Here is a 22,761-nt window from a genome sequence, read left to right on the forward strand (position 1 = left end):
GTACGTTGCGCTGTCGGGAACACCCCGGCGGCTCAATACTGTCTGAAGCAGAAGGACACCCTCGAGTGCTCAACGTTCGTCGCCGTGCGACAACTCTTACCGCTGCGATCGCTCTGGCCGGATCGCTCGTCGCCTGCGGTGCCTCCGAGGAGGTTCCCGACGCCGTGACGAATGCCACCGCAGGTGGGACGTCCTACCCACTGACGATCGAGAACTGCGGCGAGTCGGTGACGTTCGAGTCGGCTCCGCAGCGAACGGTGTCGTTGGATCAGGACGCCACCGAAATTCTGCTCTCGCTCGGTGTGCAGGATCGAATGGTGGGAACCGCGTCGTGGACGGATCCGGTCCGGGAGAACCTCGCCGAGGCCAACTCCTCCGTTCCACGACTTGCCGACAACGCACCCACCTACGAAGTTGTGCTGGACACCGAGCCCGACTTCGTGACCGCATCGTTCGGACGGCATTACGAGCAGGGCGGCGTTGCCGAGCGGTCACGTTTCACCGAAACCGGTGCTGCGACCTATCTGTCACCCACCGATTGCGACGCCGGTCGCAGCGTGAACGGTGGCAACACTCGCACGAAGACCCTGACAATGGATTCGTTGTACCAGGAGATCACCGAGCTGGCGGCCATCTTCGATGTGAACGAGCGCGGTGCCGAATTCGTCGAAGAACTGAAGAACCGCATGGCCCACGCCACCGCCACGACTGCGAAATCCGATGTCTCCGTAGCTTTCTGGTTCGCAGACACCAAGAGTCCCTACTTCGCAGGCGAACGTGGTGCGCCCGGCCTACTGGCCGATCTGGTCGGAATGCCGAACGCATTTCCGGAGATCGACGACGACTGGTCCGCCGTCGGGTGGGAGACCGTGGTGGACAAAGACCCCACAGTGCTCGTCCTCGGAGATCTGGCTCGAAACCGTTTTCCCGGCGACCTCCTCGCCGACAAGATCGCGTTCCTCGAGTCCGACCCCGTCACCAGCACCATGGCGGCGGTCCGCGACAAGCGATACATCTCCCTTCACGGGGCCGAGATGAACCCCTCCATCCGACTGGTCGACGGTGTCGAGAAGATGCTGGCCGGCCTCAGCGATCTCGGGCTGTCGTCCTGACCACCACCGCGGTCCGACGCCCTGCCGTCGATCGCTCGCCGTCCTCCCGTCATCTGTGGCGGTGGGTGCTGGCAGCGGTCGCCGGAATCGCACTGTGCGTGGTGTCGGTTCTCGTCGCCATCACCTTGGGGCCGGCGAACATCTCGCTGGTCAACGTTCGAGACGTGGTGCTGAACCATCTCGGCGTCACCGATGTGCCGGTGAAGGTTTCGAAGAACGCGATCATCTGGGAAGAGCGGCTTCCTCGAGCACTCGTCGCTGCGGCGAGTGGCGTCGGACTCGGCATCTGCGGCGTCATCATGCAATCGCTACTGCGCAATCCGTTGGCAGACCCCTTCGTGCTCGGAGTCTCGTCCGGCGCATCGACGGGTGCCGTCGTGGTCGGTGTCCTGGGTGTCGGAGGTGCTGCACTCGGCCTGTCCGGCGGCGCGTTCATCGGCGCACTCGTCGCCTTCGCACTGGTGCTGTTCCTCGCGCGGATGTCCGGCAGCGGAAACGACCGCGTCATCCTCGCCGGAGTGGCGACCACTCAATTGTTCTCGGCCCTGACCTCTTTCGTGATCTTCGCGTTCGCGGACTCCGACGAAACCCGTGGCGTGATGTTCTGGCTGCTCGGATCGTTCGAGGGTGTCCGGTGGAACGACGTCGTGCTCTGTATGACCGTGGCCGGCATCGGCGCAGTGGTGTGCTGCTATTACGCCTACGTATTGGACGCGTTCGCGTTCGGCAACTCCGTCGCGTCCTCTCTCGGCTTCGATGTCAAGAGAGTGCGTCTGGCCCTGCTCGTGGGCACCGCCCTGATCACCGCGACGTTGGTCAGCGTGGCCGGGGCCATCGGTTTCGTCGGGCTCATCCTGCCGCACGCCGCTCGACTGCTGGTGGGACCCAACCACAGTCGACTCGTACCGGCCACCGCGATCATCGGTGCCGTCTTCATGGTGTGGGTCGACGCCATCTCCCGAGTCGCGTTTGCCCCCACTCCACTTCCGGTCGGTGTCGGTACGGCACTCGTCGGGGTACCGGCATTCATCGCGATCATGGCTCGCAAGAGAGGAATTCGATGACACTGCATGCGTCGAACGTGTCGTGGAAGCGCGGCGGTGCTCTGGTGGTCGACGGGGTGACCCTGCACCCAGCGCCCGGCCGCATGGTGGGACTGTTGGGCCCCAACGGTTCCGGGAAGTCCTCGCTGCTGCATCTGATGGCCGGGGCCGCGACACCCACTGCCGGCGTCGTCGAACTCGACGGTGCCGAGCTCGGTTCGCTCAAACGCAAACACATCGCCCGCGCCGTCGCGGTGGTCGGTCAGCACGCCCACACGGACATCGATGTGACAGTTCGTGACGTGGTTCGACTCGGCCGCATTCCGCACCGCGGAGCCTTCGGCGGCACCGACGACGACGAAGACGCGGTGGACGACGCCCTGGCACAGACCGGGCTGACGGACAAGTCGAATCGTCTGTGGCGCACGCTGTCCGGCGGCGAGCAGCAACGGACGCACATCGCCCGTGCTCTCGCCCAGCAGCCTCGCGAAATGCTGTTGGACGAGCCCACCAACCACCTCGACATCCATCACCAGCTCGAGCTGCTGGCCCTCGTCGCCCGTCTGCCCATCACCAGCATCGTTGCGCTGCACGACCTGAACTTGGCAGCGATGTTCTGCGACGAAGTACTGGTGCTCAAGGCCGGCACGGTCGTCGCGGGCGGTACTCCGGCCGAGGTACTGACCGAGGAGCTCATCGAGGACGTCTACGAGGTACGGGCCCGGGTGTCGGTCGACGGTGACGACGGACGAGTCCACATTCGATTCGACGCGGCTACCCGGCAGGCCGATGCGGTCGTCGCCTGAGCAGGATTGGGCACGGCCACCGGTGGCTACCCTCGAATCATGAGCGGATCCACGAAAGACCCGGCAGTCGCGAGCACGAACCTGCCCGCATTCGGGTTCGAGTCCACCTTCGTCGACGAGGTCCCCGGAGTCACCGTGCCGTGGCAGGGTGCCCACGCACCGGACCCTCGGGTACTGGTCCTGAACGAAAACCTGGCTCGGTCACTCGCACTCGACTCGGCGGCGCTACGCAGAGTCGACGGTGCCGGTGTGCTCTCCGGGTCCGTACCCCCGAACGAGATCGGCACCGTGGCGATGGCGTATGCGGGTCATCAATTCGGCAACTTCGTACCACTGTTGGGTGACGGTCGGGCCCTGTTGCTCGGCGAGCTGCTCGACGATCGGGGCCATCGGGTCGATCTGCATCTCAAAGGGTCCGGCGCTACGCCGTTCTCGCGCGGCGGTGACGGGCGTGCGGTGGTGGGAGCCATGCTGCGCGAGTACCTGATCAGCGAAGCGATGCATGCCCTGGGTGTTCCCACCACACGCTCACTCGCGGTCGTGACCACCGGGGAACGGGTCGTTCGAGAAGGTGGTCCGCAACCCGGCGCGGTGCTCGCCAGGGTGGCGTCGAGTCATCTGCGAGTGGGCACCTTCGAGTTCGCAGCGCGGCGCGAGGGGCTCATCCAACCCCTCGCGGACTACGCTATCGCCCGCCACTACCCTGCCTTCGTCGATCTTCCGGACGAGGAGCGCTACCTCGCCTTCTTCGAGGCCGTCGTCGAGGCCCAGGCATCCCTTGTTGCACGGTGGATGTCGATCGGATTCGCGCACGGTGTCATGAACACCGACAACACGACGATCTCCGGCGAAACCATCGATTACGGTCCGTGCGCCTTTCTCGACGCCTACAACCCTGCAACGGTCTTCAGCTCCATCGATCACGGCGGACGCTATGCCTACGGCAATCAACCCGCGGTACTCGGGTGGAATCTGGCCCGATTCGGCGAAACGCTTCTGCCGCTGGTGCACTCGACGCCCGACACCGCCATCACAGCGCTCACCGCAGTGCTCGAGACGTTCGGAGATCGCTATCGGGGACACTACGAGGCAGTCATGGCCGGCAAACTGGGTCTGGACGAGGACGCAGGGGACGAGACACTGGTGAGCGATCTGCACCTTCTGCTCACCGATCACCGCGCCGACTGGACCCTGACCTTTCGCGCTCTCGCCGATCACCTACGCGGACACACGTCGCCCCTCGACGCCCTCATTACGCCCGACGCCTCCGCGGACTGGCTCGGGCGTTGGCGCGCTGCGGTGTCCTCGCGAGGGCGGGACCTTTCATCGATTGCCGACGACATGGATTGCGTCAACCCGATCTACATTCCCCGCAATCACCTCGTCGACGCCGCCCTCCGTTCCGCGACCGACGGCGACCTCGAACCCTTCGAGCGTCTGCTCGAGGTCGTCACAGCACCGTTCGATTCACGCGAGGACCGGACGAATTACGCTTCACCTGCGCCCGAGAACTTCAGCGCCGGATTCCAAACCTTTTGCGGGACCTGACTTCTGCGTTATCGGTCGTCACTGCGGCGGCTCCATGAATTCGATCGTCTCTCCGTGTGGACCCAACGCGTACATCACGCGGGTGCCCACCTTTGCCCCGCCGGCAATAGGTTGGGGAGTTCCCTGCGCTGTCCACCCGAAGTCCGCGATGCGCGTCAGGACCGCGTCGATGTTGTCGACCTCGAAGGCAAGATGCGCGAAACCAGGATCGTGGGGTCGAGAGTATCCCTGCTCTCCCTGGACATTGCGATATTCCAGCAGTTCGATCGTCTGACCCGCAACGAATACCACCGCCATCCGGACTGCAGCCCCGTGCGCTCCGGTGACCTCTCCCAGAAACTCTCCACCCATCTCACCGGTGCGTTCGAGGACCGCGCCGAGACCATCGATCCAGAACCGAAGGGCGTCATCGAGGGAACCGACGGCGAAGCCGACGTGGTCGGAGCGAAGGATTCTGAACGACATGGCAGGAGCCTACGCCTGGCATGTTCACGAATTGAGCTTCTGTTCGGCTCTGATCAGTCCGCCGCCGACGATCAACCGCTGAATTTCGCTGGTCCCCTCGTACAGCCGCAGCAGTCGTACGTCCCGGTAGATGCGCTCGACCGGCACCTCACGCATGTATCCGGCACCGCCGTGGATCTGGACGGCGAGATCGGCGACCTTACCCACCATCTCGGTGCAGAACAGCTTCACCGCAGACGGCGCGATACGGCGATCGGTCCCCTGCACCCACGCCCGCGCCGCCTCACGCACCATCGCCCGGCCCGCCATGACCCCGACCTGCTGATCAGCGATCATGGCCTGCACCAACTGAAAGTTACCGATCGGCTCGCCGCCCTGAGTGGACGCCGCGGCGTAGGACACCGATTCGTCCAACGCACGCTGCGCCTGACCGACCGCCAGGGCCGCAATATGCACCCGCCCCCGCGCCAACGACGTCATCGCCGCCTTGTACCCGATATCGATCATGGGTCGTTCCGCAGGCTCCACTCCTGCATCGCCGGTACCGCCGACCAACGCATCGGCCTCGACCCGCACATCGGTGAAATTCACATCGGCGGTGCCAGAACCCTGCTGCCCCATCTTCGCGTCCTTGACACCCACCTCGATACCGGCGGTGTCGGCGGGAACCAAGAACACCGCGATGCCGTTGCCGCTCTCGGGTTTCGGGTCCAGCTTGGCGAAGACGACGAACATGTTCGCACTCGGCGCGTTGGTGATGTATCGCTTGCTGCCGTTGATGATCCATCCGGTGCCGTCGACCTTCGCGGTGGTCTTCAGGCCCGCCGGATTGGATCCGGCTCCGTCCTCGGTCAGCGCGAAGGATGCGACGATATCGCCGGTTGCCATGCCCGGCAGCCACTTCGCCTTCTGTTCCTCGGTTCCGAAGCCGACGAGCACCTGCCCAGCGATCCCGTTGTTGGTGCCGAACATCGACCGCAGCGACAACGAGGTGTAGCCGAGTTCCATCGCGAGCTCGACGTCCTGCATCAGGTTCAGGCCGAGCCCGCCCCATTCCTGGGGGATCGCGTACCCGAACAATCCCATCTCCGCGCACTGTTTTCGCAGATCGTCGGGAATCGAATCGGTGTTCATGATCTCGAGCTCGCGCGGCACGACCCGCGACCGCACGAAGTGGGAGATCTGCTTCAGCACGTCCGCGAAGACGTCATCCGGTACCTCGGGGGCGATCATGTCCATAGGACCACTATCGGGCACGCGGACATCGTTCGTCCACTACCCGGCGGGCCGTACCTGAGCGGTCGGACGTCGATCCACCACGCGCCGCGCGGCACGGATTCCACCGAGGTGTTCCGGGCCGCGCGGCGTCAGTCTTCTCTGTCAGGTCTCGTCCGGATCCAGTGCGTCCTTGATCTTGCCGACGACTCCCTTTTCCGTGCCGAGTGCGGGCGAAGACGGATCGCCCTTCGCTCCGTCGTACGTGGCGTAGAGCTTGGGATCGGGAGCGGGAGCGGATGCTTTGCCGCCCAGCGGTTATGGATCGGCAAGGAAGCCCATCTGCCGTTTGCCGTCGGGTGCCAGCCGATTCGCCCAACCACCGGTCGACGAGAATTCACCGTCCGAGAGGTGCCACAGATCGGTGGCGTGCTCCGACGCTTCCTCGTCGAGAAGCGCATTCGGGGCGACGACGTCCTCGACGCCGTCTGCTTGCAATTCTTCGATTGCCGCCAACCACAGGTTTTGGTGATGCGTGTCGCGGGCCAGGTTGAATTGCAACATCGCTTTCACGCCCGGGTCATCGGTCATGTTGTACAACCGGGCAGTTTGTAGCCGACCCTACGCTTCGGCGGCAACGTTGGCGCGGAAATCGGCGAGAAGATTCCCGCTGGCGACGATGTAGCGGCCGTTCCACGGCACGCCGTTCGAATCCTGCGGCATGGCACTTCCGCCTGCCACGATCGCTTGCTGTGGATCCATCCCGCCCATCACGGCCGCGACAACAGGGTCGGCGGCAGCATTCTTGGTCGACTCGGTAGCCGGCTCGCCCTCGAGCAGCCGAGCCACCATCGTGGCGAGCATTTCGACATGGCCGATTTCTTCGGTGGCGATGTCCATGATCAAGTCTTTGTACTTGCCTTCCATGCGACAGTTCCACCCCTGGAACAGATATTGCATGGTCACCGTCATCTCGCCGTATGCGCCGCCGATGAGTTCTTGTAGCTTGTGCGCATATACCGGGTCCGGCTTCTCGGGCTTGGCGTCGAATTGCAAGTAGTCGGTATGACGAAACATGTAGTCTCCACTTCGGTTCGTAATTGCAGCCAGTGACTTGATCCGGCTACCCGACCGATGTCGCGTCAAACAGTGGAGTCGAAAAAGTTTGAACTCGTAAAAACCTGCATCACAACAGTTTTGCCGACCAGCCGCCTCACAGGTAGGTTCCGTGCAGTGCATCCACTGCCACGGTGCGCGTAGCGTATCGATCGAGATGTCGGCCGACATCGTCCGCACGGTCCACGTGGACGTGTTCGGCCAACACACGCATATCACCATCGTCGGCCGTCACCGCCGGTACAACGGTAAGCCGAAAACCCCTGCCCGCCAATCGACGTGCTGCGTTCACGATGATATCGACGGCAGCGCTACCGATCGCGGGAACCTGTGTCAGATCGACGATCGTCGGGCGATCGGCAGCACCGACAGCCGTCAGACAATCCGCCAGTAGTCGCGCGTTCGTCGGAAGTGCCAGTGCACCCCGCACCGAAATCACGAGGGGACCGTCGTCGGGTCGGTCGACCGAGAGTGAGAAAGAAGAAGCCTGGGACGTCATCGCCACCTCCTCGAGGCAGAGGCCGAGGATGTCGACGGATCGGACGCCGCGGCCGGTTCGCGGGCGACGGCTCCACCCAATCACCCTGCACGATACCTCGACTCGGTCCGAAACGCGACAAACCAGTACCCGATCGAAGGCTCGACGCCACTGTCCGGTCTGTGGCGAACTGAGGTTTCGAGTTCTGTATATTGAGCCCGTTCGGTCGAGTCGGGGCCGGGAAATCACGAGAGCCTGCCTGCGTGCGACGCGGCAGCCCGACCGAATCGAGCCAACCAAGATGAGTGACCTCTCCAACAGAGACGGAGTCGGTATGGAGCCGACATCCGACTCTCCTCCCGCGCCGTCCGCCCGGCTCGAGCTGTACACGCAGGCACTGCGCCGCATCAAGGGCAAGATCCTGGGCGGAGCCCACATCGACGTCGTGCTGCAGGCCGTGTGCGCGGAAGTGACGGGCATGGTCCCCGGCGCAGACCTCGTCGGAATAACAGTGCTCGACGAGTCCGGTCGACCGAGCACCATTGCATCGACCGACGCCGCCATCCACGACATCGACTCCGACCAGTACCGCACCGGTGAGGGACCATGCCTCGAAGCGGCCGTGAGTGGCCGAATGGTTCGAGCGCAGGCAGACGAAGCTCGCGCACGGTGGCCTCGTTTTGCTGCGGCAGCGGCCGATCTGGGGGTGGACAGCTTCCTCGCGGCACCGCTCGCCCTCGACGAGCGACGCTCCGGGTCGCTCAACATCTACGGTGCCGGAGCAGCCGGCTTCGATCACGTCGACGAAGTATCAGTGGCCCTATTCGCCACATCGATCGAAACGGCGGTTGCCATCGCCGAGCGCACCCGAGCGGCCGAGCAGGAGATCGCCGGACTTCGCACCGCCATGAGGACGCGATCGAACATCGACCAGGCGAAAGGAATCATCATGGCGATGCGCGGTATCTCGGCCGACGACGCGTTCGCCCTGCTCTCGGAACAATCACAGAACAGAAATGTCAAGGTGAGCGAGATCGCGGCATCGATGATCGATTCCATTGCTGAACAAACGGATTCCTCGGCCACCGGCCGTCGTCGTGTCGAACGCGCCGAGAGGGACAAGACCGGCCCGGACTCATCCCGTGGTGAGAGCAGACCGGCAGACGCGAACGAATGACTGGACCAGACGGACGTGGAGTGAATGCGCCGCCGATCGGGCCGTGAGTCGAATCCGAGTGCAGGTATCCGAACAATGCCTCACCTGGCCGGCAAGAATCGGCGAGTGGTATTGCGTAGCTGCGACGTTCGCTGGCGAATGCGGTGGCGGTGTGGTTATGATCGCATCAACGCGGTGTAGCCCTTGCCCGTAGTCGACCTCCGAGGCTCCCGAATTCGTTGCTGTCAGGCCCGTGTCTCCGTCCGGTCCGAGCAGGAAATCTCGAAGCACATCCGTCGACGCCGATATCACCGCACAGGTAAGGACGGTCATTCGCCCTTTACGACAAGCACCTGCTAGGGCTCGAAATCACCAGTGAACGCATCGGGGACGCAATCGTTCTGAATATTCGCGGAGAGGTGGACCTCGCGACCTCCTCCGAGCTCGCACACCACATCGAGAAGGCCGTGACCGAATCACCGGTAGCCGTCGTGGTCGATCTCTCCGCGGTGTCGTTTCTCGCCTCGGTCGGGATTAGCGTTCTCGTCTCTGCACGTAGAAGGGCCTGTTGCTCAACGGCATTGGTGGTGGTGGCGTCAGGCCCGGCAACAACTCGTCCGATGCACCTGGTAGGGCTCGATGCTGCAGTTCCCATCTACACGGACGTTCGATCCGCGCTGGAGGCGACGCATCCGGCGCTGGCCTCCGAGCCGACCTGCCCGGACTGCGACGAGGGAGATCGACCGGAGACGGCCTACTCGGCCTGACGCACTACCGTGCCGGTCGGCATGTCGACGGCAGCTACCGCCGTGAGTAACTGCCGTCGTCCACGGCCGTGCGCCACCACCGATCGTCCGGCCCCACGGGGGTGGTGCGCTTGTGTCGGGTCTTGTCGTACCACCGTTCGATCGTTCGCGCCGCGTCGTCCTCGACGGGCTCGCCCTGTAGATAGGCGTCGATCTGCGCGTACGTGACCCCGAGAGCCTGCTCGTCGGGCAGCGCAGGGCGATCGTCTTCCAGATCCGCAGTCGGTACTTTCTGCCAGGTCGACTCCGGCGCATTCAAGTGGCGAAGAAGTTCCGCTCCTTGACTTTTGGTGAGACCGCTCAGCGGAGTGACATCGGCGCCGCCGTCTCCGAATTTGGTGAAGAACCCCGTGACCGCCTCGGCCGCGTGATCGGTGCCGACCACGAGTAGATTCTCCTGCCCGGCGATCGTGTACTGAGCGATCATGCGTTCACGGGCCTTGATGTTGCCCCGCACGAAATCGGCAATGGCCTCGACACCCAGCGCGGACGCCGCAGATCGAGCCGATGCGTCGACGGCATCGCGAATCTCGACTGTCACCGTCCGATCCGGCTCGATGAAATCGAGCGCCACGTTCGCGTCGGCTTCGTCCTGTTGCGTTCCGTAGGGAAGTCGCACTGCGACAAAAGACGCGTGCGTACCGAGATCGGCGGCTTCGCGGACCGCGAGCTGCGCCAACTTTCCTGCGAGTGTGCTGTCCTGGCCTCCGCTGATGCCGAGCACGAAGCCCGACGTTCCGCTCACCCGCAGGTAGTCGGTGAGGAAAGCGACCCGGCGTCGAACTTCGTCCTCCGGATCGATGGACGGCCGGACGCCCAGTTCTTGCTGAATATGCTCGCGGACAATGGAATCAGTACTCATCGTGCTCTCCGATCTCTGGACGAAGGGATGGCGTCACTCACCGATGCGACTATGCGTGCGCTCGCTTCCTGACGTGCCGCAACAGAGTGTCGAGGCTGAAGGCCATGGTCTGGGCCAGAATTTCCTCCGGTTCGCCCTCGAACTGCTTGCGATCGGCGCTCACCTCACCGCGGTCGTACACGGCAGCCCACACCGTTCCCGGCGGTTCGTCTTCCTGACTCTGCGGCCCGGCCTCACCGGTGACGGCAACGGTGAGATGCGCACCGATCAGCGATGCCGTCGACCGCGCCATCGCCGACGCGGCCTGCTCACTGACGACCGGGCCCTCGGGAACATTCAGCAACGTGTGTTTGACGCTCTCGTGGTAGGCCACGATGCCTCCGCGGTACCAGTTTCCCGAGGACGGTGCCTTGCCGAGCATCGCCGCAAGGTTGCCCGCGGTCAGGGATTCGGCGGTACCGATGGCGATGTCGTACGTCTGCGCCAGTTCGGCGATTTTGGCGCACACCGACGACACATCGGACTCGGTCGGCAACCGTTGTTCTGAATCGATATCCATCACGTACTCCGTACACAGTTCATGGAATGGTTCGCCCGGACAGTTCGTGCGGCCGCGGGACCGGAGGCTGCGGGGGTGTCGACCTCCGGCCCCTGACTCGACCGCAAGGCCCGAGCGCTTACGTCCGAGCTGTGTATCGGCTTCCACGTACCGGCACGATTCAAACCGGTCGACGCGGATTCAGTTGTTGCAGAGCTAGTTCGATGCCGTCCGCGCTTCCGAACGGACATCGAACCGATCGTTGTTCGCCAACTTGGCCCACGCCGCCACGAAGTCGTCGACGAACTTCCCGCAGTTGTCCGCCTGTGCGTACACCTCGGACAGCGCTCGCAACTGTGAGTGCGAACCGAACACCAGGTCTATGGGCGTTGCGGTCCATTTCTGTTCGCCCGATCCGCGCGCCGTGCCGACGTAGATGTCGTCCTCGCCCTTGTTCCATTCCGTGTCGGAGTCGAGCAGGTTGACGAAGAAGTCGTTGCTCAACACCCCAGGACGATCGGTGAAGACTCCGTGCGTCGACCCACCGTGGTTGGCTCCCAGGGCTCGTAGGCCGCCCAGCAGAACCGTCATCTCCGGAGCAGTCAGATTCAACATGTACGCACGATCGAGGAACAGCAACTGCTGCGGGGTGGTCTCACCGGCCGCGACGTAATTGCGGAACCCATCGGCTCTCGGCTCGAGAACACCGAAGGATTCGACGTCGGTCTGCTCCTGGCTCGCGTCGGTCCGTCCCGGCCGAAACGGTACGGTCACCTCGTGTCCCGCGTCGCGGGCGGCCTTCTCCACGGCCGCGTTTCCGGCGAGCACGATGGTGTCGGCCAATGAGACCTTCTTGCCGTTTCCGGCCGAGTTCTCGAAGTCCAGTCTGATCCCGTCGAGGACCGGAATTATCTCGTCGAGCTCCGTGGGTTCGTTTGCTTCCCAACTCCTCTGCGGCTCGAGTCGCACTCGCGCACCGTTGGCACCACCGCGGAAATCGGTGGCTCTGAAACTGCTCATGGACGACCAGGCAACACCGATGAGCTGTCGGACCGTCAGGCCCGAGTCCAGGATGGCGGCTCGCCGGTAGCGCAATCCGCGTCGACGATGACACCGCAAGTGCGACAGACTATGTGGTGATGATTGTCGCCGACCCGCGTCTCGTAGCGTGCCGAATGCCCCGCGAGGCGGATACGGCGCAGCAGTCCGGTCTCGGTCAACGCCTCCAGCACGTTGTACACGGCCTGTTCCGAGAGCGCGGGCAGTGCGCCGCGGGCTGCACGCAATATGGTCTCGGTATCCGAATGAGGTTGTGTTGCAACTATGTCCAACACCTCGACTCGGGGACGAGTCACCCGCAACCCTGCGTCACGGATCATGCCGGCAGATGTGCTTGCCATGATTTTCACGATAACCACCCACGGTCGGTTCGTCGATCTTTTCTGGAGTGAGTCAGGTCTGGAACTGGTCGAGCGTTGTCACCACCTCGGGCGCGATGGCACCAGTTCGATGTGTGGGGAAGCGATGTCGGCAACCGTGACAACTGCTCGGGCGTACAACGAGGTGGTCGAACCCACAACCTCATCTTCGGCCGAAAGATATCGTGCTGGATCGACGCCGCGCGGTCTGGGATCCGTCATCGAGGATGCTCGCTTTCGCTGCCCCCGACGCACCGACCGACGGGCCCAAGGCAGCATTTCCTTTTCGCGGCGCTGGCTCGACCGCTGCTTGTCCAATTTACCCCACTGCACGCCCCCGGGTCAGTTCTTGTTCGGTGCAGGTCACAGTTTTTCGGCTGGTCGACCAGAACTTCCCCGACACGTCGCCTCAGGAGTCGGGACGAAACTCCCGATCGGCGACGATGCGTCGCGCTGCGGATCGGCGTCGTTCGGGGTCATGGCCTGCGAGACTGTCGAAGATACGCGCCGCATCTACCTGGGTACATCCCCGCGATTGGGCGATGATGCCCACGGCGAAGTCCACGCTCGCACGATCGTCGAGAGCCGAGCGGAGTACCTCGGCCCGCCGCGCTGCGGCGAGGGTGTCGCTGTAATCGGACATACCGGTGTCGAGGTGCTCGAGCAATGCGAGCAGCACCGGTGAGGTGGAGGAGACGACCACGGTCGTACGCGAGTCGGTGTACAGATTCAACGATCCCACCGACTCGTTGTGCCGGTGCAGCGGCGCGGCGAACACACGCGTAATGCCGCACTTTCTCGAAACTTCTGCGAGATCGGGCCACAGCCTGCTCATCTCGGGTAGATCGACGTCCACGAAGCGATCACTTCTGGTTGCCAACAGGCACGGACCGACGTCCAGCTCGTATTGGCTTCGATCGAAGATCTCGACACGCTCGTCGGTCGGCCCGACTGTCAGCGGTGCCGACGTGTCGAGAACAACGGTGATACCGGCATGATCTGCCCCCGCGATGTACTCGACAGCAAGTTCTGCCACCCGGGTCATCAATTCGACGAGATGGTCCGCATCGACCACCGACAGTGCCAGGCGAGCGTCGAAGAGGTCGGCCAACACCGGATCAGCGGACCGCAATCCGGACCTGTGGTTGTTACCACCGTGATCGACCATGCTCGTGCCGCCCAACTTCGTGTTCCGAAGGAGCCGGCCCAATCGTCGCGATCCGTGCGGATCGAATGTCGAGAAACGCCGTGCTGCTGCATCTGCAAGATTCACAAGGAACTCGCACGCGCGCCCCACTAGCGCCGACCCTACGCGCTCCGGCGTCCGCGGAGTCGCTCGCACAGCGGAGGGCCGAGCCGATACTCTGGATGAGATGAGCGTTTTCGGTGTACGCCGCGTGCACTCGAACGGTTCGAGTAGAAGGAATGCACGACGATGACCCCGTTCTCTCCGGCGACTACCGCGAACGGCCGTGTGCGGTGAGTCCCGAGAACACCGGCGAACACGGTCACGATCGCAGCCGCCGAGACCAGGCCACGGTGGCACCGCAACTGATGCTGCACCGGACGTGCACCGCCGTTACCGAGGATGCCCGGGTCGACGGCCTGGCGGTAGCCCTGATGTCCCCGAGCGGTGCCCGCGAACTCGTCTACGCCAGTAGTGCACTGGCGCAGTATCTCGACGACATCCAGTTCACCAGTGGCGTCGGTCCGTGCCTGGATGCCTTCACTTCCGAGCGGCCCGTGCTGTGTCCGGCACTGAACGAACCTGCCGTGCGCCAGCGATGGCTCGGCTTCACCGAGGACGCCATCGAAGCCGGTGCCGCAGGCGTTTTCGCCTTTCCCCTCATGAGTGGAACGACGGTGTTCGGGTCGCTCGAGCTCTACCGGACTCGGGCCGGGAACCTCACCGAGCAGGAATACGACGACGCCGTGCGCGGATCCGCCACGATCGCTCACGTGTTGTTGACGTACTTCGCGGCGTCCGAGAAGGCGTCGGCCGGAACCGACTTTTCCGCCCGTGAGCAGAACACCGTGTTCACGTCGGAATTCGCGCGCCCCCAGGTGAACCATGCGGCAGGAATGGTGTCGGTCCAACTGGGCGTCGACATCGACGACGCGATGGCGACGATGCGCTCGCGCGCATACCTGGAGCACCGTTCCCTCGCGGACATCGCCGACGACGTCGTGGCCCGTCGATTGAGCTTCGAGAACAGTGATGCCGACACCGAACACGATGAAGGCAGACACGACGACGGCGGTGGTCACTAGATGTCGGCATTATTTTCGACTGCCCACGAGAGTTCGTCCATCCGTACGTTCGGTTCGCAGACCAGGAGGCATCCATGATCGACGACAATGTCTTCGCGCCCGTCACGACGCAGCTCGCGACCGTCAGCCGCATGCTCACGAACTTCGACAATGTGCGAGAGGTCTGCGAAACGGCGAGCGAGCAGGCCAGGGTGGTCGTGGGCGGCGTGTGCGCCGGCGTGGTTCTCGGTTTCCAACCGGACGAACGTGAAGTTCTCGCTACCTCTCCCAGCACCGATCCACCACTTCCCGACTCGGCGCTCGTGCGCATCGGATCGGCGGGGATCGATCACAACGCCATCGTCGTCGTGGACGACACCGAACATCCACCCTCCCGGTGGACCCAGCTGGCCTCGTCGGCCGCCGAACACGGCATCGCAGGCCTGCGCGCCTACCCGATTCGCTACGGCTCGATTGCAATCGGTGCGCTCGTCGTCGGCACGGCGCAGCCCTGGATGGCACGTCCGGGCGCACCGGATCCGACAGCACGACGTGACCCGATGGCAGTGCAGATTCTGGCCGATCTGATCGCCGGTGCGGTGCGCCTGTCCGCGGACGACGCAGCGGGCGAACGGTGGGCCGAATCCATTCGATCGCAGGCCGCCACCACCGCGGAGGTCGAGCAAGCCGCGGGCGTACTGGCCCAGCGACACGCATTGACCATCCCTGCGGCGGTCGATGTACTGAACGGCACCGCCCGCCGAATGCGCCTGTCCACCGCCGACATCGCTCGACAGGTGTTGTCCGGCTCCACGCTCGACGCCATTGTTTCCGGAGTCGCCGATCGATGACCGCAGTACTCGGGGGTGCTTACGCACGGCTATCGATCACCTGAGGCATCGGCACTCCCCCGTCTCGCCGCACTTCGTGTCGATGCGCTGAATCCGTACCTGCCGACGAATCGGGTGGCCTCGAGGCGGTGCCCGTTCCTCTCGGGCCTTCCATGCAACAGATGTACGACGTCCGAAAGCTGATATGCGCGGGACGACTCCATCCCCAGCCACAGCAGCCTCAGCTCGATACGCCGTCGATCGTGGGGCCAGGTGACACCGAAAGCGTCTGCGATACGGAACAATTGCTTGGCTTGGTCCAGATACGTCAGATGGGGTCGCGGCAGAGTGCGTCTGCGCGCGAATCGCCGCACTGCACGCCAGCGAAAGACACTCATCGCATCATCACCCAACCGCCCCGCCACGTTCAGGACGCGGCGTGCGCCACGGACGCACTCCAGTCGGAGGTGGTGCACCTGGCCGCAACAGCCGCGACCTCGGCGGGATCCTTGTTACGAGAGAACACCTCTCGCTGACGTCGAGCTCCGTTGCCCAGGTGCTGCAGACGTTCGAGACAGGTCTCGACGTACCGGGTGTCACCGGAGGCCGTGAGTGCAGGCTGGATGCACCGCACGAGAGAGCGCAGCAGACTCAGCGCGGGTACCAGCTTGCCGGTGAAGGGATCCACTCCGTCTCCGGCCAATCCGTGAACCCGAGCTCGGTGATACGCCGCAGTCATGTGCCGATCCTCGACATACGGAGCGCTGTCACCGTTCTCGATCGACCGCGTCGCAGTGACAACCAGTCCGCGAACCAACGCTGCCAACAGTGCGACTTCGTCGGCAACGGCAGGGACGTCGCCCACTCGCACCTCGATTGTCGGCTGGTGAATGCTCGGGCGAACATCCCAGTACAGAGACGCCTCGTCGAGAATCACTCCGGTGTGAATCATGGACGCGACCAGGTCGTCGTAGTGATCCGCCGAGTACAGGTACGGCGGCGGGCCGGCACTGGGCCACCTGCCCCACACCGTCGATCGCCACGTCGCGTGTCCGGTGTCCACACCGTCGTGTATCGGGCTGTTGGACGTCATCGCCAAGAGAGCGGGTAGCCAGGGTCGCACGAAGTTGCACACCTGGACGGCAGTCGCCTTGTTCGGCACCTCGACATGAATGTGGCCGCCGCAGGTGGCGACGCTGTCGGCGAGCGCGCCGTAGTTCCGGGCCAGTGTGCGATGGCGCGCTCCGTCCGAGATCGGAATTGCCCCCGGGGCCGCGCGTGGCACCGGCGATACACCGGCCGCCAAGAGGCGCACGCCGTGCGAGATGGCGACTGCCGACAGCACCGTGCGGGTAGATATCACGTGTTCGCGGAGTTCGCGAATAAGCTGCAGCGGAGGCGAATTCGCTTCCATTTGCACTTCCGTGAGCTCGGAGACGGCGTCTATCCCCATACTTTTCGCGTGTGCGATCACGGCGGCCTGTGCCGCTGTGGGTTGCATCGTGTCGGCGTCGATGAGGAAGTATTCTTCCTCCACTCCCACTGTGGGCAGTGCGTAACGTGTCATCGTCGTCTTTCGTCTCGGTCTCCAGGAAACGTCACGGTGGTGACAACAGCCCCGCATACAGAACTGCAAGCTGCTCGAGCATCGTTTCGGCGCGAACACGAACTTCGTCCGAGGTCGTCGAGTCTCGGGCCGACGCAATCTGTTTGCTCAACAAGGGAATCGATTCCTGCGGGATCTGGGACGGTCGCGTCGGGCCGCCGTAAAGAGCGTCGACTCGACGTGCCAGGGAGCCCTCCTCCGTCATGGCATTCCTCAGGCCGATCGGGAGGACGCGGCGTCTGCTGCGGTATTCGCTGCCTCGATCCCCCCGGTTCTACGCGCATGCAGGCCGGCTCCGATCGCTTCCGCCACGGTGTCGTAGCAATCGACGGTACGCGCGAAGCCGCTCTGTCGAAGCTGGTGCCGTAGTTCAGGAGTGCAGGCCACCATCACGCGGCACCGATGCTCGGACAAGCGAGACGCTGCAGCCGAGAGGATCGGAACCACGGCGGGGTGGACGAAGTCGACGTCCAGGAGATCGACGACCAAGGATCGTCCGCACACGATCGCTTCCGAAACACATTCGCCCAGAACAGGAACCGCTGATCTGTCGATCTTCCCGATAGTTCGTATGACGACAGGTCCCCCGACCGGCTCGTCGACGGACATGGCAAATGCGCTGTCCTCGAGATTGGTAGGACCGCAGAACGACAACCTGATCGACTCGGGATCACTGTGAACAGAACGCAAGAACACCATTGCGCACCTCCATTGTCACTCGACCGGAGGCACCTACCGTTCCACAGAACGCGGTCGGCACTTCTCGCAGTCGATGTTTCTGACCACGGGGCTACTTTTCAACCGCGCGCAAGCAGCATATACCAACCGGCTCCGATCGAAACATGTTATGGCACTGAATCTATACACCGTTGACGCTGCAACTTTCCCGATGGTCGAATTGCCGCCGATAAACCCGGCATGCACCCCGGTACGACAGCGAACAGTGGCACACGAGTCGGTACCGCACGAGCCGGTGGGGCCGCGATGTCGGATTGTCGTCGTCACTGATCACCACGTGGGCGCATGCGCAGTGGAACGACCACCCACAGCACCACGAAGGCCGACACCGCGAACACACCGCCGACCACCGCCGCGTATCCACTGATCACCACCTCGGAAACGAGAATAACGACTCCGGTGAGTGCCATGCCGAGAAATGTCGATCCGGCCACCACCGACCGGTGTCCGGCCCGAACCAGTTGCCCCAATACCTTTCGGCGAAACAGCATGCGGTGCATCGCAACTGGAGCGACGAGGAGGATGGTGGCTGACACCGCGGACGCCAGGGTGGCCATGTACACGGCGCGCCCGTACGCAGGCAAGTAGTCGAACAGATCCTGGAACGGCAATATGAGGAGGAAGCCGGTGAGCAACTGGACCCCCGTCTGCACCACCCTGAGTTCCTGCAACAGGCAGATCCAGTTGCGATCGAGTGTCTGCATCGGGCTTTCGCCCCGATGCTCACGGTTGAAATCGCAGTGCGGTCCGCTACCCGCCGTCACGTCACTGTCCGCGTCGAATGTTCTGAACACGATTCCTCCATGAATCGGTATGTCGCAGAATCCGGTTGACGTTCGTTCGACCAGGTGTGGTCGTCGGGGATGCACTCTGCGCTCGGTCCGGTTGCTGCGCGGGCCCACACTCGGGTGCCCCGTCGGCGTACCGATAAACCCAGAGCGTTTCCATCGTCGACGATAGATTTCTCGGGCGGATTGTTCGCCAAGGGTGTCGAATCGACGCCGAAGGCAATAGGGTGGGGTCGTCGATGCACGGGAGCTATTTCGATCCTGAGCCGACGGGCAGGCGTTCGGTTCTTCACGACGCCCGAACCCCGCGGTGGCCGATCGAATGCGGGCCGGCTGCTCGACCAGCACGCTGACTCCAGGATCGGGTCGGCATATCCCCCGCTTCGTTGCGACGGGTATGCGCCCGGACCGGGCCGTGCGAACCCGACAGGGGCGAACAACCATGCACGTTGCACTCGTTTCCGAACACTTGAGCCCGATAGAGGAACCAGCCGATATCGAGTCCGAGCAGTCGTGCGCTCAACTCGATCGATTGGCGTCGTCGCTGGCACGCGCAGGCACGCGGGTCGACGTCTACACGAGAAGACAAGACCCGAATTCGGATGACGAAGTTCTCGCGCCCGGTGGCTACCGAGTGGTGAATCTGGCGGCAGGTCCTGCGAAGCCTATGACCGAAGAGGAGACGCTTCCCCACACGAGCGCATTCGCTTCGTCACTGCGCGATTGCTTGTCGCAGCACAAGCCCGATGTGGCACACGCTCGTTCATGGGTGTCCGGCCTGGCCACCGCGCTCGCCGCTGGTGCGGCGAACGTTCCGACGGTGGTGTCGTTCCACGGCCTGGCCGATACCGGACACCCCAGATCCTCGGTCGACGGCCAGGCTTCCGCGGTTCCCCGCGCAGCCATGGAGAGAAAGATCGCTCGTTCTGCAGACCGTCTGATCGCATCGTGTCCGGACGAGGCCGACAGGTTGACTCGAATGGGCGTGGCGAGGGCGAAAGTGTCCATCGTGCCGACCGGTGTGGATCTGGACGACTTCGACCCTTCCGGGCCGGCAGCACCGCGCGGGAGGGCATCGTGTCGTGTGGCCATGGTCGGCTCCGACCGCGACTTCTCCACTGTCGTCCAATTGCTCGGCAAACTCGACGACACCGAGTTGGTGTTCATCGGCGGCGACAGGCCGGAGTCCGACGGCGTCGCCAACCTGCGCAAGGTAGCCACTTCTCACGGGATGGCCGGACGGACGATCTTCACGGGTCCGGTTCGTCACCGCCACATGTCCACACTGTTGAGGTCGGCGGACATATTCGTGTGTTTGTCTCCGAGCGAATCTGCAGGCATCGTCACCCTCGAAGCGATGGCATGTGGCCTCCCCATCGTTGCGTACGGGGTCGGCTACACGGGTGATCTGTTGGTCGACGGCATTACCGGTCGAGCTATCGATCCGCCCGACAGGCGGCATCTGGCACGAGAGCTGGAGCTCCTGGTGCACAACGAGTCTCGTCGTTTCGCCCTGGGTGTGTCCGGTTCGGATCGAGCGCAGTCACGCTTCACGTGGGATCGTGTGGCCGACGACATGATGCGCGTGTACGAGGCGACAGCACTCGCCGCGTACACGCGACAACCTCCCGTGCCCCCGATGCCGGCAGCCCGCCGATATGCGGTCTGAGGTGCGCGTCGCACCTCGTGCCCGCCACTAGAGCCCTCGCCGGCGAAATTCGTTGAGGAGCCGTCGGCGCATCTCCTCGAGCCCCGCGACATCCACGGTGGGGCGAGCATCGTGTCGGGCACACCTGAGCTGCTCTTCTGTCTCCACGAGAGCATCGTCGAGTTCTGCGATACTCAGGCCGCGCATGTTCGTGACGGTGATCATGGCAGCGGTCAACCCGCAATCCACACGCGACGGCGCGCGACCGCTGCAATGCGAGTGGCGAGCACCGGGCTCACGCCGAGGGCACGGCGTTCGGTCTCGGAGGAGCGCCCCAGTATCGAGAGAACCGTGCGGTAGAAGGTGCGCCCCGGCATGCCGAACCGCGACTCGATATCGGTTTCCGGTCCGCCACCGGAATTGACCCATCGAATGGCGTAATCGATGACCGCGCGGTCGTCGCATTCGATGCCGGTAACGATGGATGGGTTGTATTCCATCGCTGATTTGTCGGAAGTCGTGGACATGACTCATCATCCTTCGATGTATTTCGGCCACGTCCGACAGCCTGTCCAATAGCTGAGTCTTGGACAGTCGAATGTCGGGCAACGGCCGATTACTCTGTGCCGTCATCGATTTCGGTGAGCGGCACGCAGGGGGAACTGGCGCGGGCTTCACCAGAGTGTCGTCGATCATACTCGGTTCGGGTCGTTACACCGACTGCTCGGAACGGCCCCGCCCGCTGACTGTTCAACTGGCGAGGCCTGACCCGATCGTCGCGCCCGGGCGGCCACGACCAGGCTGCTCGTCGGATGCCCGAAGGCGATCCGGCCAAACGTCATTCCGTACAACTAGTCTTGGCCGATGGCGACCGACGAAGACGACGATCAGATTGCGTGGAACGGTCGGGGGCGCAACGAAACTCCGACGCAGCAACTCGATCGCAATTGGGCGGCACTGTTGCAGGAGCTTCGAGTGGTACAGACCGGCGTGCAACTGTTGACCGGATTCCTACTCACGTTGCCGTTTCAAGCTCGTTTCGACAGCCTGTCGACAGCGGGTCACGTGGTGTACCTGGTGACCGTGTCGGCATCGATACTTGCGACAGTTCTGCTCGTCGCACCGGTCAGTATGCACCGATTGCTGTTTCGTAGACGTGCCATCGACGTGATCGTGCGAGTAGGCAACGTCCTGGCGATCTGCGGCCTTGCCATGCTGGGGATCACGTTGATCGGCGCGGCGGCACTGACCTTCGAAGTTGTTCTGGGAGTAAACGCTGCGGCCCCCGCTGCCGTGGTCGTGGCGTTGGCAACTGTTGCCTTCTGGTTCGTGCTGCCACGCGCATATCGCAATCGTTGACGGTGGAACCGACACCGAGATTCACGCAGCGCAGCACCGATGCCGAACAGAAGGCAATACAGACCGGCACTTCGGCGTTACCCTGTGTACAAGTGCTCGAGCCGGTGGGTCGCGCAATCTGCTTGGTCGGCCGAGTGCACCACCGCCGAACGATGTTGAAGGGTCGACCATGTCATCGAACACGCCGAAGGACCCGACACCGGGTGATTCGGGCACCGACGGCGCAGACACGCCACCGGCGTCGACGGTCACCCGCGTCGCGAGCTACACCCGCGCTCTCGAAAACATCTCCCACTTGCTTCTCTCGGGCCACGACGCGGGAGCCATGATGCAGGCGGTCTGTCGAGAGGTGTTGGTAGCGGTACCGGATGCGGACATGGTCGGCATCACCGTGCTGCAAGACGGAGCCGAACACCCGACGACGGCGGCCTCGAGCGATCCACGTGTCAACGACGTCGACGACGATCAGTATCGCGCCGACGAGGGCCCCTGCCTCGAGGCGGCGCGAACGGGCCAGATTGTCCGGGTACGTGTCGACGCAGTCGCCGAGCGGTGGCCACGATTCGCAGCGAACGTGGCCGGCATGGGTGTACGCAGCTACCTCTCGGCACCGATGTCGATCGACGACCGTCACCTCGGCGCGCTGAACATCTACAGCCGAAACAGTCACGGCTTCGAGGACATCGACGAAGTTCTGGTGCAGCTGTTCACCACCGCCATCGAGGCCGCGGTGCGCATCACCCGTCGGGCAGAGACCGCGGAGACGGAGCTGGACGGCCTGATCACCGCAATGAGAACCAGGGCCGACATCGATCAGGCCAAGGGCATCATCATGGCCGTACGCGGCGTGTCGGCCGACGAAGCATTCGCGCTGCTGTCCGAGCGATCACAGAACACCAACGTCAAGGTCAACGCGCTGGCTGCCGAGATGATTCGATCGATCAGCAGCGATCCCACCTCGTCCACGAAGGCCTGACTC

23 protein-coding genes and 3 pseudogenes are annotated in these 22,761 nt (G+C 63.6%); 11 read left to right on the forward strand and 15 right to left on the reverse strand.

The window, feature by feature from the left end; all coding sequences use genetic code 11:
• The first annotated feature begins 65 nt into the window (after positions 1 to 65).
• The 4 genes from ACFI9K_RS00235 to ACFI9K_RS00250 all read left to right on the forward strand — a co-directional run bounded on the left by ACFI9K_RS00235 (position 66) and on the right by ACFI9K_RS00250 (position 4,509).
• Positions 66 to 1,112 (forward strand): ABC transporter substrate-binding protein, encoded by a 1,047-nt coding sequence (locus ACFI9K_RS00235; protein ID WP_462661665.1) that lies wholly within the window; start codon positions 66 to 68, stop codon positions 1,110 to 1,112.
• Between the two features lie 65 nt (positions 1,113 to 1,177).
• Positions 1,178 to 2,176 carry a FecCD family ABC transporter permease gene (locus ACFI9K_RS00240; RefSeq protein ID WP_462661666.1) on the forward strand — a complete coding sequence of 333 codons (999 nt, stop codon included), beginning with the start codon at positions 1,178 to 1,180 and terminating at the stop codon, positions 2,174 to 2,176.
• On the forward strand, positions 2,173 to 2,961 hold the full coding sequence (locus ACFI9K_RS00245) for an ABC transporter ATP-binding protein (RefSeq protein ID WP_462661667.1): 789 nt from the start codon (positions 2,173 to 2,175) through the stop codon (positions 2,959 to 2,961). The genes ACFI9K_RS00240 and ACFI9K_RS00245 overlap by 4 nt, the downstream gene beginning before the upstream one ends.
• A gap of 39 nt (positions 2,962 to 3,000) precedes the next feature.
• Positions 3,001 to 4,509: a protein adenylyltransferase SelO gene (locus tag ACFI9K_RS00250; RefSeq protein WP_462661668.1), complete on the forward strand. Its 1,509-nt coding sequence runs from the start codon at positions 3,001 to 3,003 to the stop codon at positions 4,507 to 4,509.
• Positions 4,510 to 4,527: 18 nt separating this feature from the next.
• Here ACFI9K_RS00250 and ACFI9K_RS00255 read toward each other — a convergent pair whose 3' ends face one another.
• The 4 genes and pseudogenes from ACFI9K_RS00255 to ACFI9K_RS00270 form a co-directional block, all read right to left on the reverse strand.
• Positions 4,528 to 4,974, reverse strand: a complete 447-nt coding sequence (locus ACFI9K_RS00255; protein ID WP_462661669.1) for a VOC family protein — start codon at positions 4,972 to 4,974, stop codon at positions 4,528 to 4,530.
• A gap of 24 nt (positions 4,975 to 4,998) precedes the next feature.
• Positions 4,999 to 6,213, reverse strand: a complete 1,215-nt coding sequence (locus ACFI9K_RS00260; RefSeq protein ID WP_462661670.1) for an acyl-CoA dehydrogenase family protein — start codon at positions 6,211 to 6,213, stop codon at positions 4,999 to 5,001.
• A 141-nt stretch (positions 6,214 to 6,354) separates the two neighbouring features.
• Positions 6,355 to 7,266, reverse strand: a pseudogene (locus ACFI9K_RS00265) (manganese catalase).
• A gap of 136 nt (positions 7,267 to 7,402) precedes the next feature.
• On the reverse strand, positions 7,403 to 7,804 hold the full coding sequence (locus ACFI9K_RS00270; RefSeq protein WP_462661671.1) for an STAS domain-containing protein: 402 nt from the start codon (positions 7,802 to 7,804) through the stop codon (positions 7,403 to 7,405).
• A gap of 280 nt (positions 7,805 to 8,084) precedes the next feature.
• Between ACFI9K_RS00270 and ACFI9K_RS00275 the strand changes: the two genes are divergently transcribed.
• Positions 8,085 to 8,960, forward strand: coding sequence for an ANTAR domain-containing protein (locus ACFI9K_RS00275; RefSeq protein WP_462661672.1), 876 nt, complete (start codon positions 8,085 to 8,087; stop codon positions 8,958 to 8,960).
• 347 nt (positions 8,961 to 9,307) lie between these two features.
• A complete protein-coding gene (locus ACFI9K_RS00280) occupies positions 9,308 to 9,706 on the forward strand; it encodes an STAS domain-containing protein (protein WP_462662096.1) in 399 nt (132 codons plus the stop codon).
• Positions 9,707 to 9,740: 34 nt separating this feature from the next.
• Here ACFI9K_RS00280 and nadE read toward each other — a convergent pair whose 3' ends face one another.
• The 5 genes and pseudogenes from nadE to ACFI9K_RS00305 all read right to left on the reverse strand — a co-directional run bounded on the left by nadE (position 9,741) and on the right by ACFI9K_RS00305 (position 13,731).
• On the reverse strand, positions 9,741 to 10,607 hold the full coding sequence (gene nadE, locus ACFI9K_RS00285; protein WP_462661673.1) for an ammonia-dependent NAD(+) synthetase: 867 nt from the start codon (positions 10,605 to 10,607) through the stop codon (positions 9,741 to 9,743).
• Between the two features lie 49 nt (positions 10,608 to 10,656).
• A complete protein-coding gene (locus ACFI9K_RS00290) occupies positions 10,657 to 11,166 on the reverse strand; it encodes a CinA family protein (protein WP_462661674.1) in 510 nt (169 codons plus the stop codon).
• A gap of 195 nt (positions 11,167 to 11,361) precedes the next feature.
• Positions 11,362 to 12,228: pseudogene (locus ACFI9K_RS00295) on the reverse strand (peroxidase family protein); the annotation flags it as partial.
• Positions 12,210 to 12,545, reverse strand: a pseudogene (locus ACFI9K_RS00300) (Fur family transcriptional regulator); the annotation flags it as partial. The pseudogenes ACFI9K_RS00295 and ACFI9K_RS00300, both read right to left, overlap by 19 nt.
• A gap of 427 nt (positions 12,546 to 12,972) precedes the next feature.
• Entirely contained in the window at positions 12,973 to 13,731 is a 759-nt protein-coding gene (locus ACFI9K_RS00305) for an ANTAR domain-containing protein (RefSeq protein WP_462661675.1), read from the reverse strand.
• Positions 13,732 to 13,988: 257 nt separating this feature from the next.
• On the opposite strand from ACFI9K_RS00305, the gene ACFI9K_RS00310 reads away from it, so the two are divergent.
• Complete coding sequence (locus tag ACFI9K_RS00310) at positions 13,989 to 14,834, forward strand: GAF and ANTAR domain-containing protein (RefSeq protein WP_462661676.1); 846 nt, start codon at positions 13,989 to 13,991, stop codon at positions 14,832 to 14,834.
• 74 nt (positions 14,835 to 14,908) lie between these two features.
• Positions 14,909 to 15,664, forward strand: coding sequence for an ANTAR domain-containing protein (locus ACFI9K_RS00315; RefSeq protein ID WP_462661677.1), 756 nt, complete (start codon positions 14,909 to 14,911; stop codon positions 15,662 to 15,664).
• 406 nt (positions 15,665 to 16,070) lie between these two features.
• Here ACFI9K_RS00315 and ACFI9K_RS00320 read toward each other — a convergent pair whose 3' ends face one another.
• The 4 genes from ACFI9K_RS00320 to ACFI9K_RS00335 form a co-directional block, all read right to left on the reverse strand.
• Positions 16,071 to 17,210, reverse strand: coding sequence for a carboxylate-amine ligase (locus ACFI9K_RS00320; protein WP_462661678.1), 1,140 nt, complete (start codon positions 17,208 to 17,210; stop codon positions 16,071 to 16,073).
• 31 nt (positions 17,211 to 17,241) lie between these two features.
• Positions 17,242 to 17,454 (reverse strand): hypothetical protein, encoded by a 213-nt coding sequence (locus ACFI9K_RS00325; RefSeq protein WP_462661679.1) that lies wholly within the window; start codon positions 17,452 to 17,454, stop codon positions 17,242 to 17,244.
• An 8-nt stretch (positions 17,455 to 17,462) separates the two neighbouring features.
• Positions 17,463 to 17,858: an STAS domain-containing protein gene (locus ACFI9K_RS00330; protein ID WP_462662097.1), complete on the reverse strand. Its 396-nt coding sequence runs from the start codon at positions 17,856 to 17,858 to the stop codon at positions 17,463 to 17,465.
• A gap of 392 nt (positions 17,859 to 18,250) precedes the next feature.
• Positions 18,251 to 18,691, reverse strand: a complete 441-nt coding sequence (locus tag ACFI9K_RS00335; RefSeq protein WP_462662098.1) for a DUF6328 family protein — start codon at positions 18,689 to 18,691, stop codon at positions 18,251 to 18,253.
• Between the two features lie 526 nt (positions 18,692 to 19,217).
• Between ACFI9K_RS00335 and ACFI9K_RS00340 the strand changes: the two genes are divergently transcribed.
• On the forward strand, positions 19,218 to 20,444 hold the full coding sequence (locus ACFI9K_RS00340) for a glycosyltransferase (RefSeq protein ID WP_462661680.1): 1,227 nt from the start codon (positions 19,218 to 19,220) through the stop codon (positions 20,442 to 20,444).
• 27 nt (positions 20,445 to 20,471) lie between these two features.
• Here ACFI9K_RS00340 and ACFI9K_RS00345 read toward each other — a convergent pair whose 3' ends face one another.
• Both ACFI9K_RS00345 and ACFI9K_RS00350 read right to left on the reverse strand, forming a co-directional pair.
• On the reverse strand, positions 20,472 to 20,660 hold the full coding sequence (locus ACFI9K_RS00345) for a hypothetical protein (protein WP_222092036.1): 189 nt from the start codon (positions 20,658 to 20,660) through the stop codon (positions 20,472 to 20,474).
• Positions 20,657 to 20,950 carry a hypothetical protein gene (locus ACFI9K_RS00350; RefSeq protein ID WP_462661681.1) on the reverse strand — a complete coding sequence of 98 codons (294 nt, stop codon included), beginning with the start codon at positions 20,948 to 20,950 and terminating at the stop codon, positions 20,657 to 20,659. Before ACFI9K_RS00350 ends, ACFI9K_RS00345 begins: the two co-directional genes overlap by 4 nt.
• A 337-nt stretch (positions 20,951 to 21,287) precedes the next feature.
• On the opposite strand from ACFI9K_RS00350, the gene ACFI9K_RS00355 reads away from it, so the two are divergent.
• Positions 21,288 to 21,782 carry a DUF6328 family protein gene (locus ACFI9K_RS00355; protein WP_462661682.1) on the forward strand — a complete coding sequence of 165 codons (495 nt, stop codon included), beginning with the start codon at positions 21,288 to 21,290 and terminating at the stop codon, positions 21,780 to 21,782.
• 169 nt (positions 21,783 to 21,951) lie between these two features.
• On the forward strand, positions 21,952 to 22,758 hold the full coding sequence (locus ACFI9K_RS00360; protein WP_462661683.1) for an ANTAR domain-containing protein: 807 nt from the start codon (positions 21,952 to 21,954) through the stop codon (positions 22,756 to 22,758).
• The last annotated feature ends 3 nt before the right edge of the window (positions 22,759 to 22,761 follow it).

This window comes from Rhodococcus sp. PSi06, assembly GCF_054960675.1.

Excerpts from the sequence above, each read along its gene's own strand:
- ACFI9K_RS00330 (WP_462662097.1), bottom strand. The coding sequence starts at position 17,858 with ATGTCCGTCGACGAGCCGGTCGGGGGACCTGTCGTCATACGAACTATC.
- ACFI9K_RS00255 (WP_462661669.1), bottom strand. The coding sequence starts at position 4,974 with ATGTCGTTCAGAATCCTTCGCTCCGACCACGTCGGCTTCGCCGTCGGT.
- ACFI9K_RS00245 (WP_462661667.1), top strand. The coding sequence starts at position 2,173 with ATGACACTGCATGCGTCGAACGTGTCGTGGAAGCGCGGCGGTGCTCTG.
- ACFI9K_RS00315 (WP_462661677.1), top strand. The coding sequence starts at position 14,909 with ATGATCGACGACAATGTCTTCGCGCCCGTCACGACGCAGCTCGCGACC.
- ACFI9K_RS00360 (WP_462661683.1), top strand. The coding sequence starts at position 21,952 with ATGTCATCGAACACGCCGAAGGACCCGACACCGGGTGATTCGGGCACC.
- ACFI9K_RS00350 (WP_462661681.1), bottom strand. The coding sequence starts at position 20,950 with ATGTCCACGACTTCCGACAAATCAGCGATGGAATACAACCCATCCATC.
- ACFI9K_RS00275 (WP_462661672.1), top strand. The coding sequence starts at position 8,085 with ATGAGTGACCTCTCCAACAGAGACGGAGTCGGTATGGAGCCGACATCC.
- ACFI9K_RS00335 (WP_462662098.1), bottom strand. The coding sequence starts at position 18,691 with ATGCAGACACTCGATCGCAACTGGATCTGCCTGTTGCAGGAACTCAGG.
- ACFI9K_RS00305 (WP_462661675.1), bottom strand. The coding sequence starts at position 13,731 with ATGGTCGATCACGGTGGTAACAACCACAGGTCCGGATTGCGGTCCGCT.
- ACFI9K_RS00260 (WP_462661670.1), bottom strand. The coding sequence starts at position 6,213 with ATGGACATGATCGCCCCCGAGGTACCGGATGACGTCTTCGCGGACGTG.
- ACFI9K_RS00340 (WP_462661680.1), top strand. The coding sequence starts at position 19,218 with ATGCACGTTGCACTCGTTTCCGAACACTTGAGCCCGATAGAGGAACCA.
- ACFI9K_RS00270 (WP_462661671.1), bottom strand. The coding sequence starts at position 7,804 with ATGACGTCCCAGGCTTCTTCTTTCTCACTCTCGGTCGACCGACCCGAC.
- ACFI9K_RS00290 (WP_462661674.1), bottom strand. The coding sequence starts at position 11,166 with ATGGATATCGATTCAGAACAACGGTTGCCGACCGAGTCCGATGTGTCG.
- ACFI9K_RS00320 (WP_462661678.1), bottom strand. The coding sequence starts at position 17,210 with ATGACACGTTACGCACTGCCCACAGTGGGAGTGGAGGAAGAATACTTC.
- ACFI9K_RS00355 (WP_462661682.1), top strand. The coding sequence starts at position 21,288 with ATGGCGACCGACGAAGACGACGATCAGATTGCGTGGAACGGTCGGGGG.
- nadE (WP_462661673.1), bottom strand. The coding sequence starts at position 10,607 with ATGAGTACTGATTCCATTGTCCGCGAGCATATTCAGCAAGAACTGGGC.
- ACFI9K_RS00310 (WP_462661676.1), top strand. The coding sequence starts at position 13,989 with ATGCACGACGATGACCCCGTTCTCTCCGGCGACTACCGCGAACGGCCG.
- ACFI9K_RS00325 (WP_462661679.1), bottom strand. The coding sequence starts at position 17,454 with ATGACGGAGGAGGGCTCCCTGGCACGTCGAGTCGACGCTCTTTACGGC.
- ACFI9K_RS00250 (WP_462661668.1), top strand. The coding sequence starts at position 3,001 with ATGAGCGGATCCACGAAAGACCCGGCAGTCGCGAGCACGAACCTGCCC.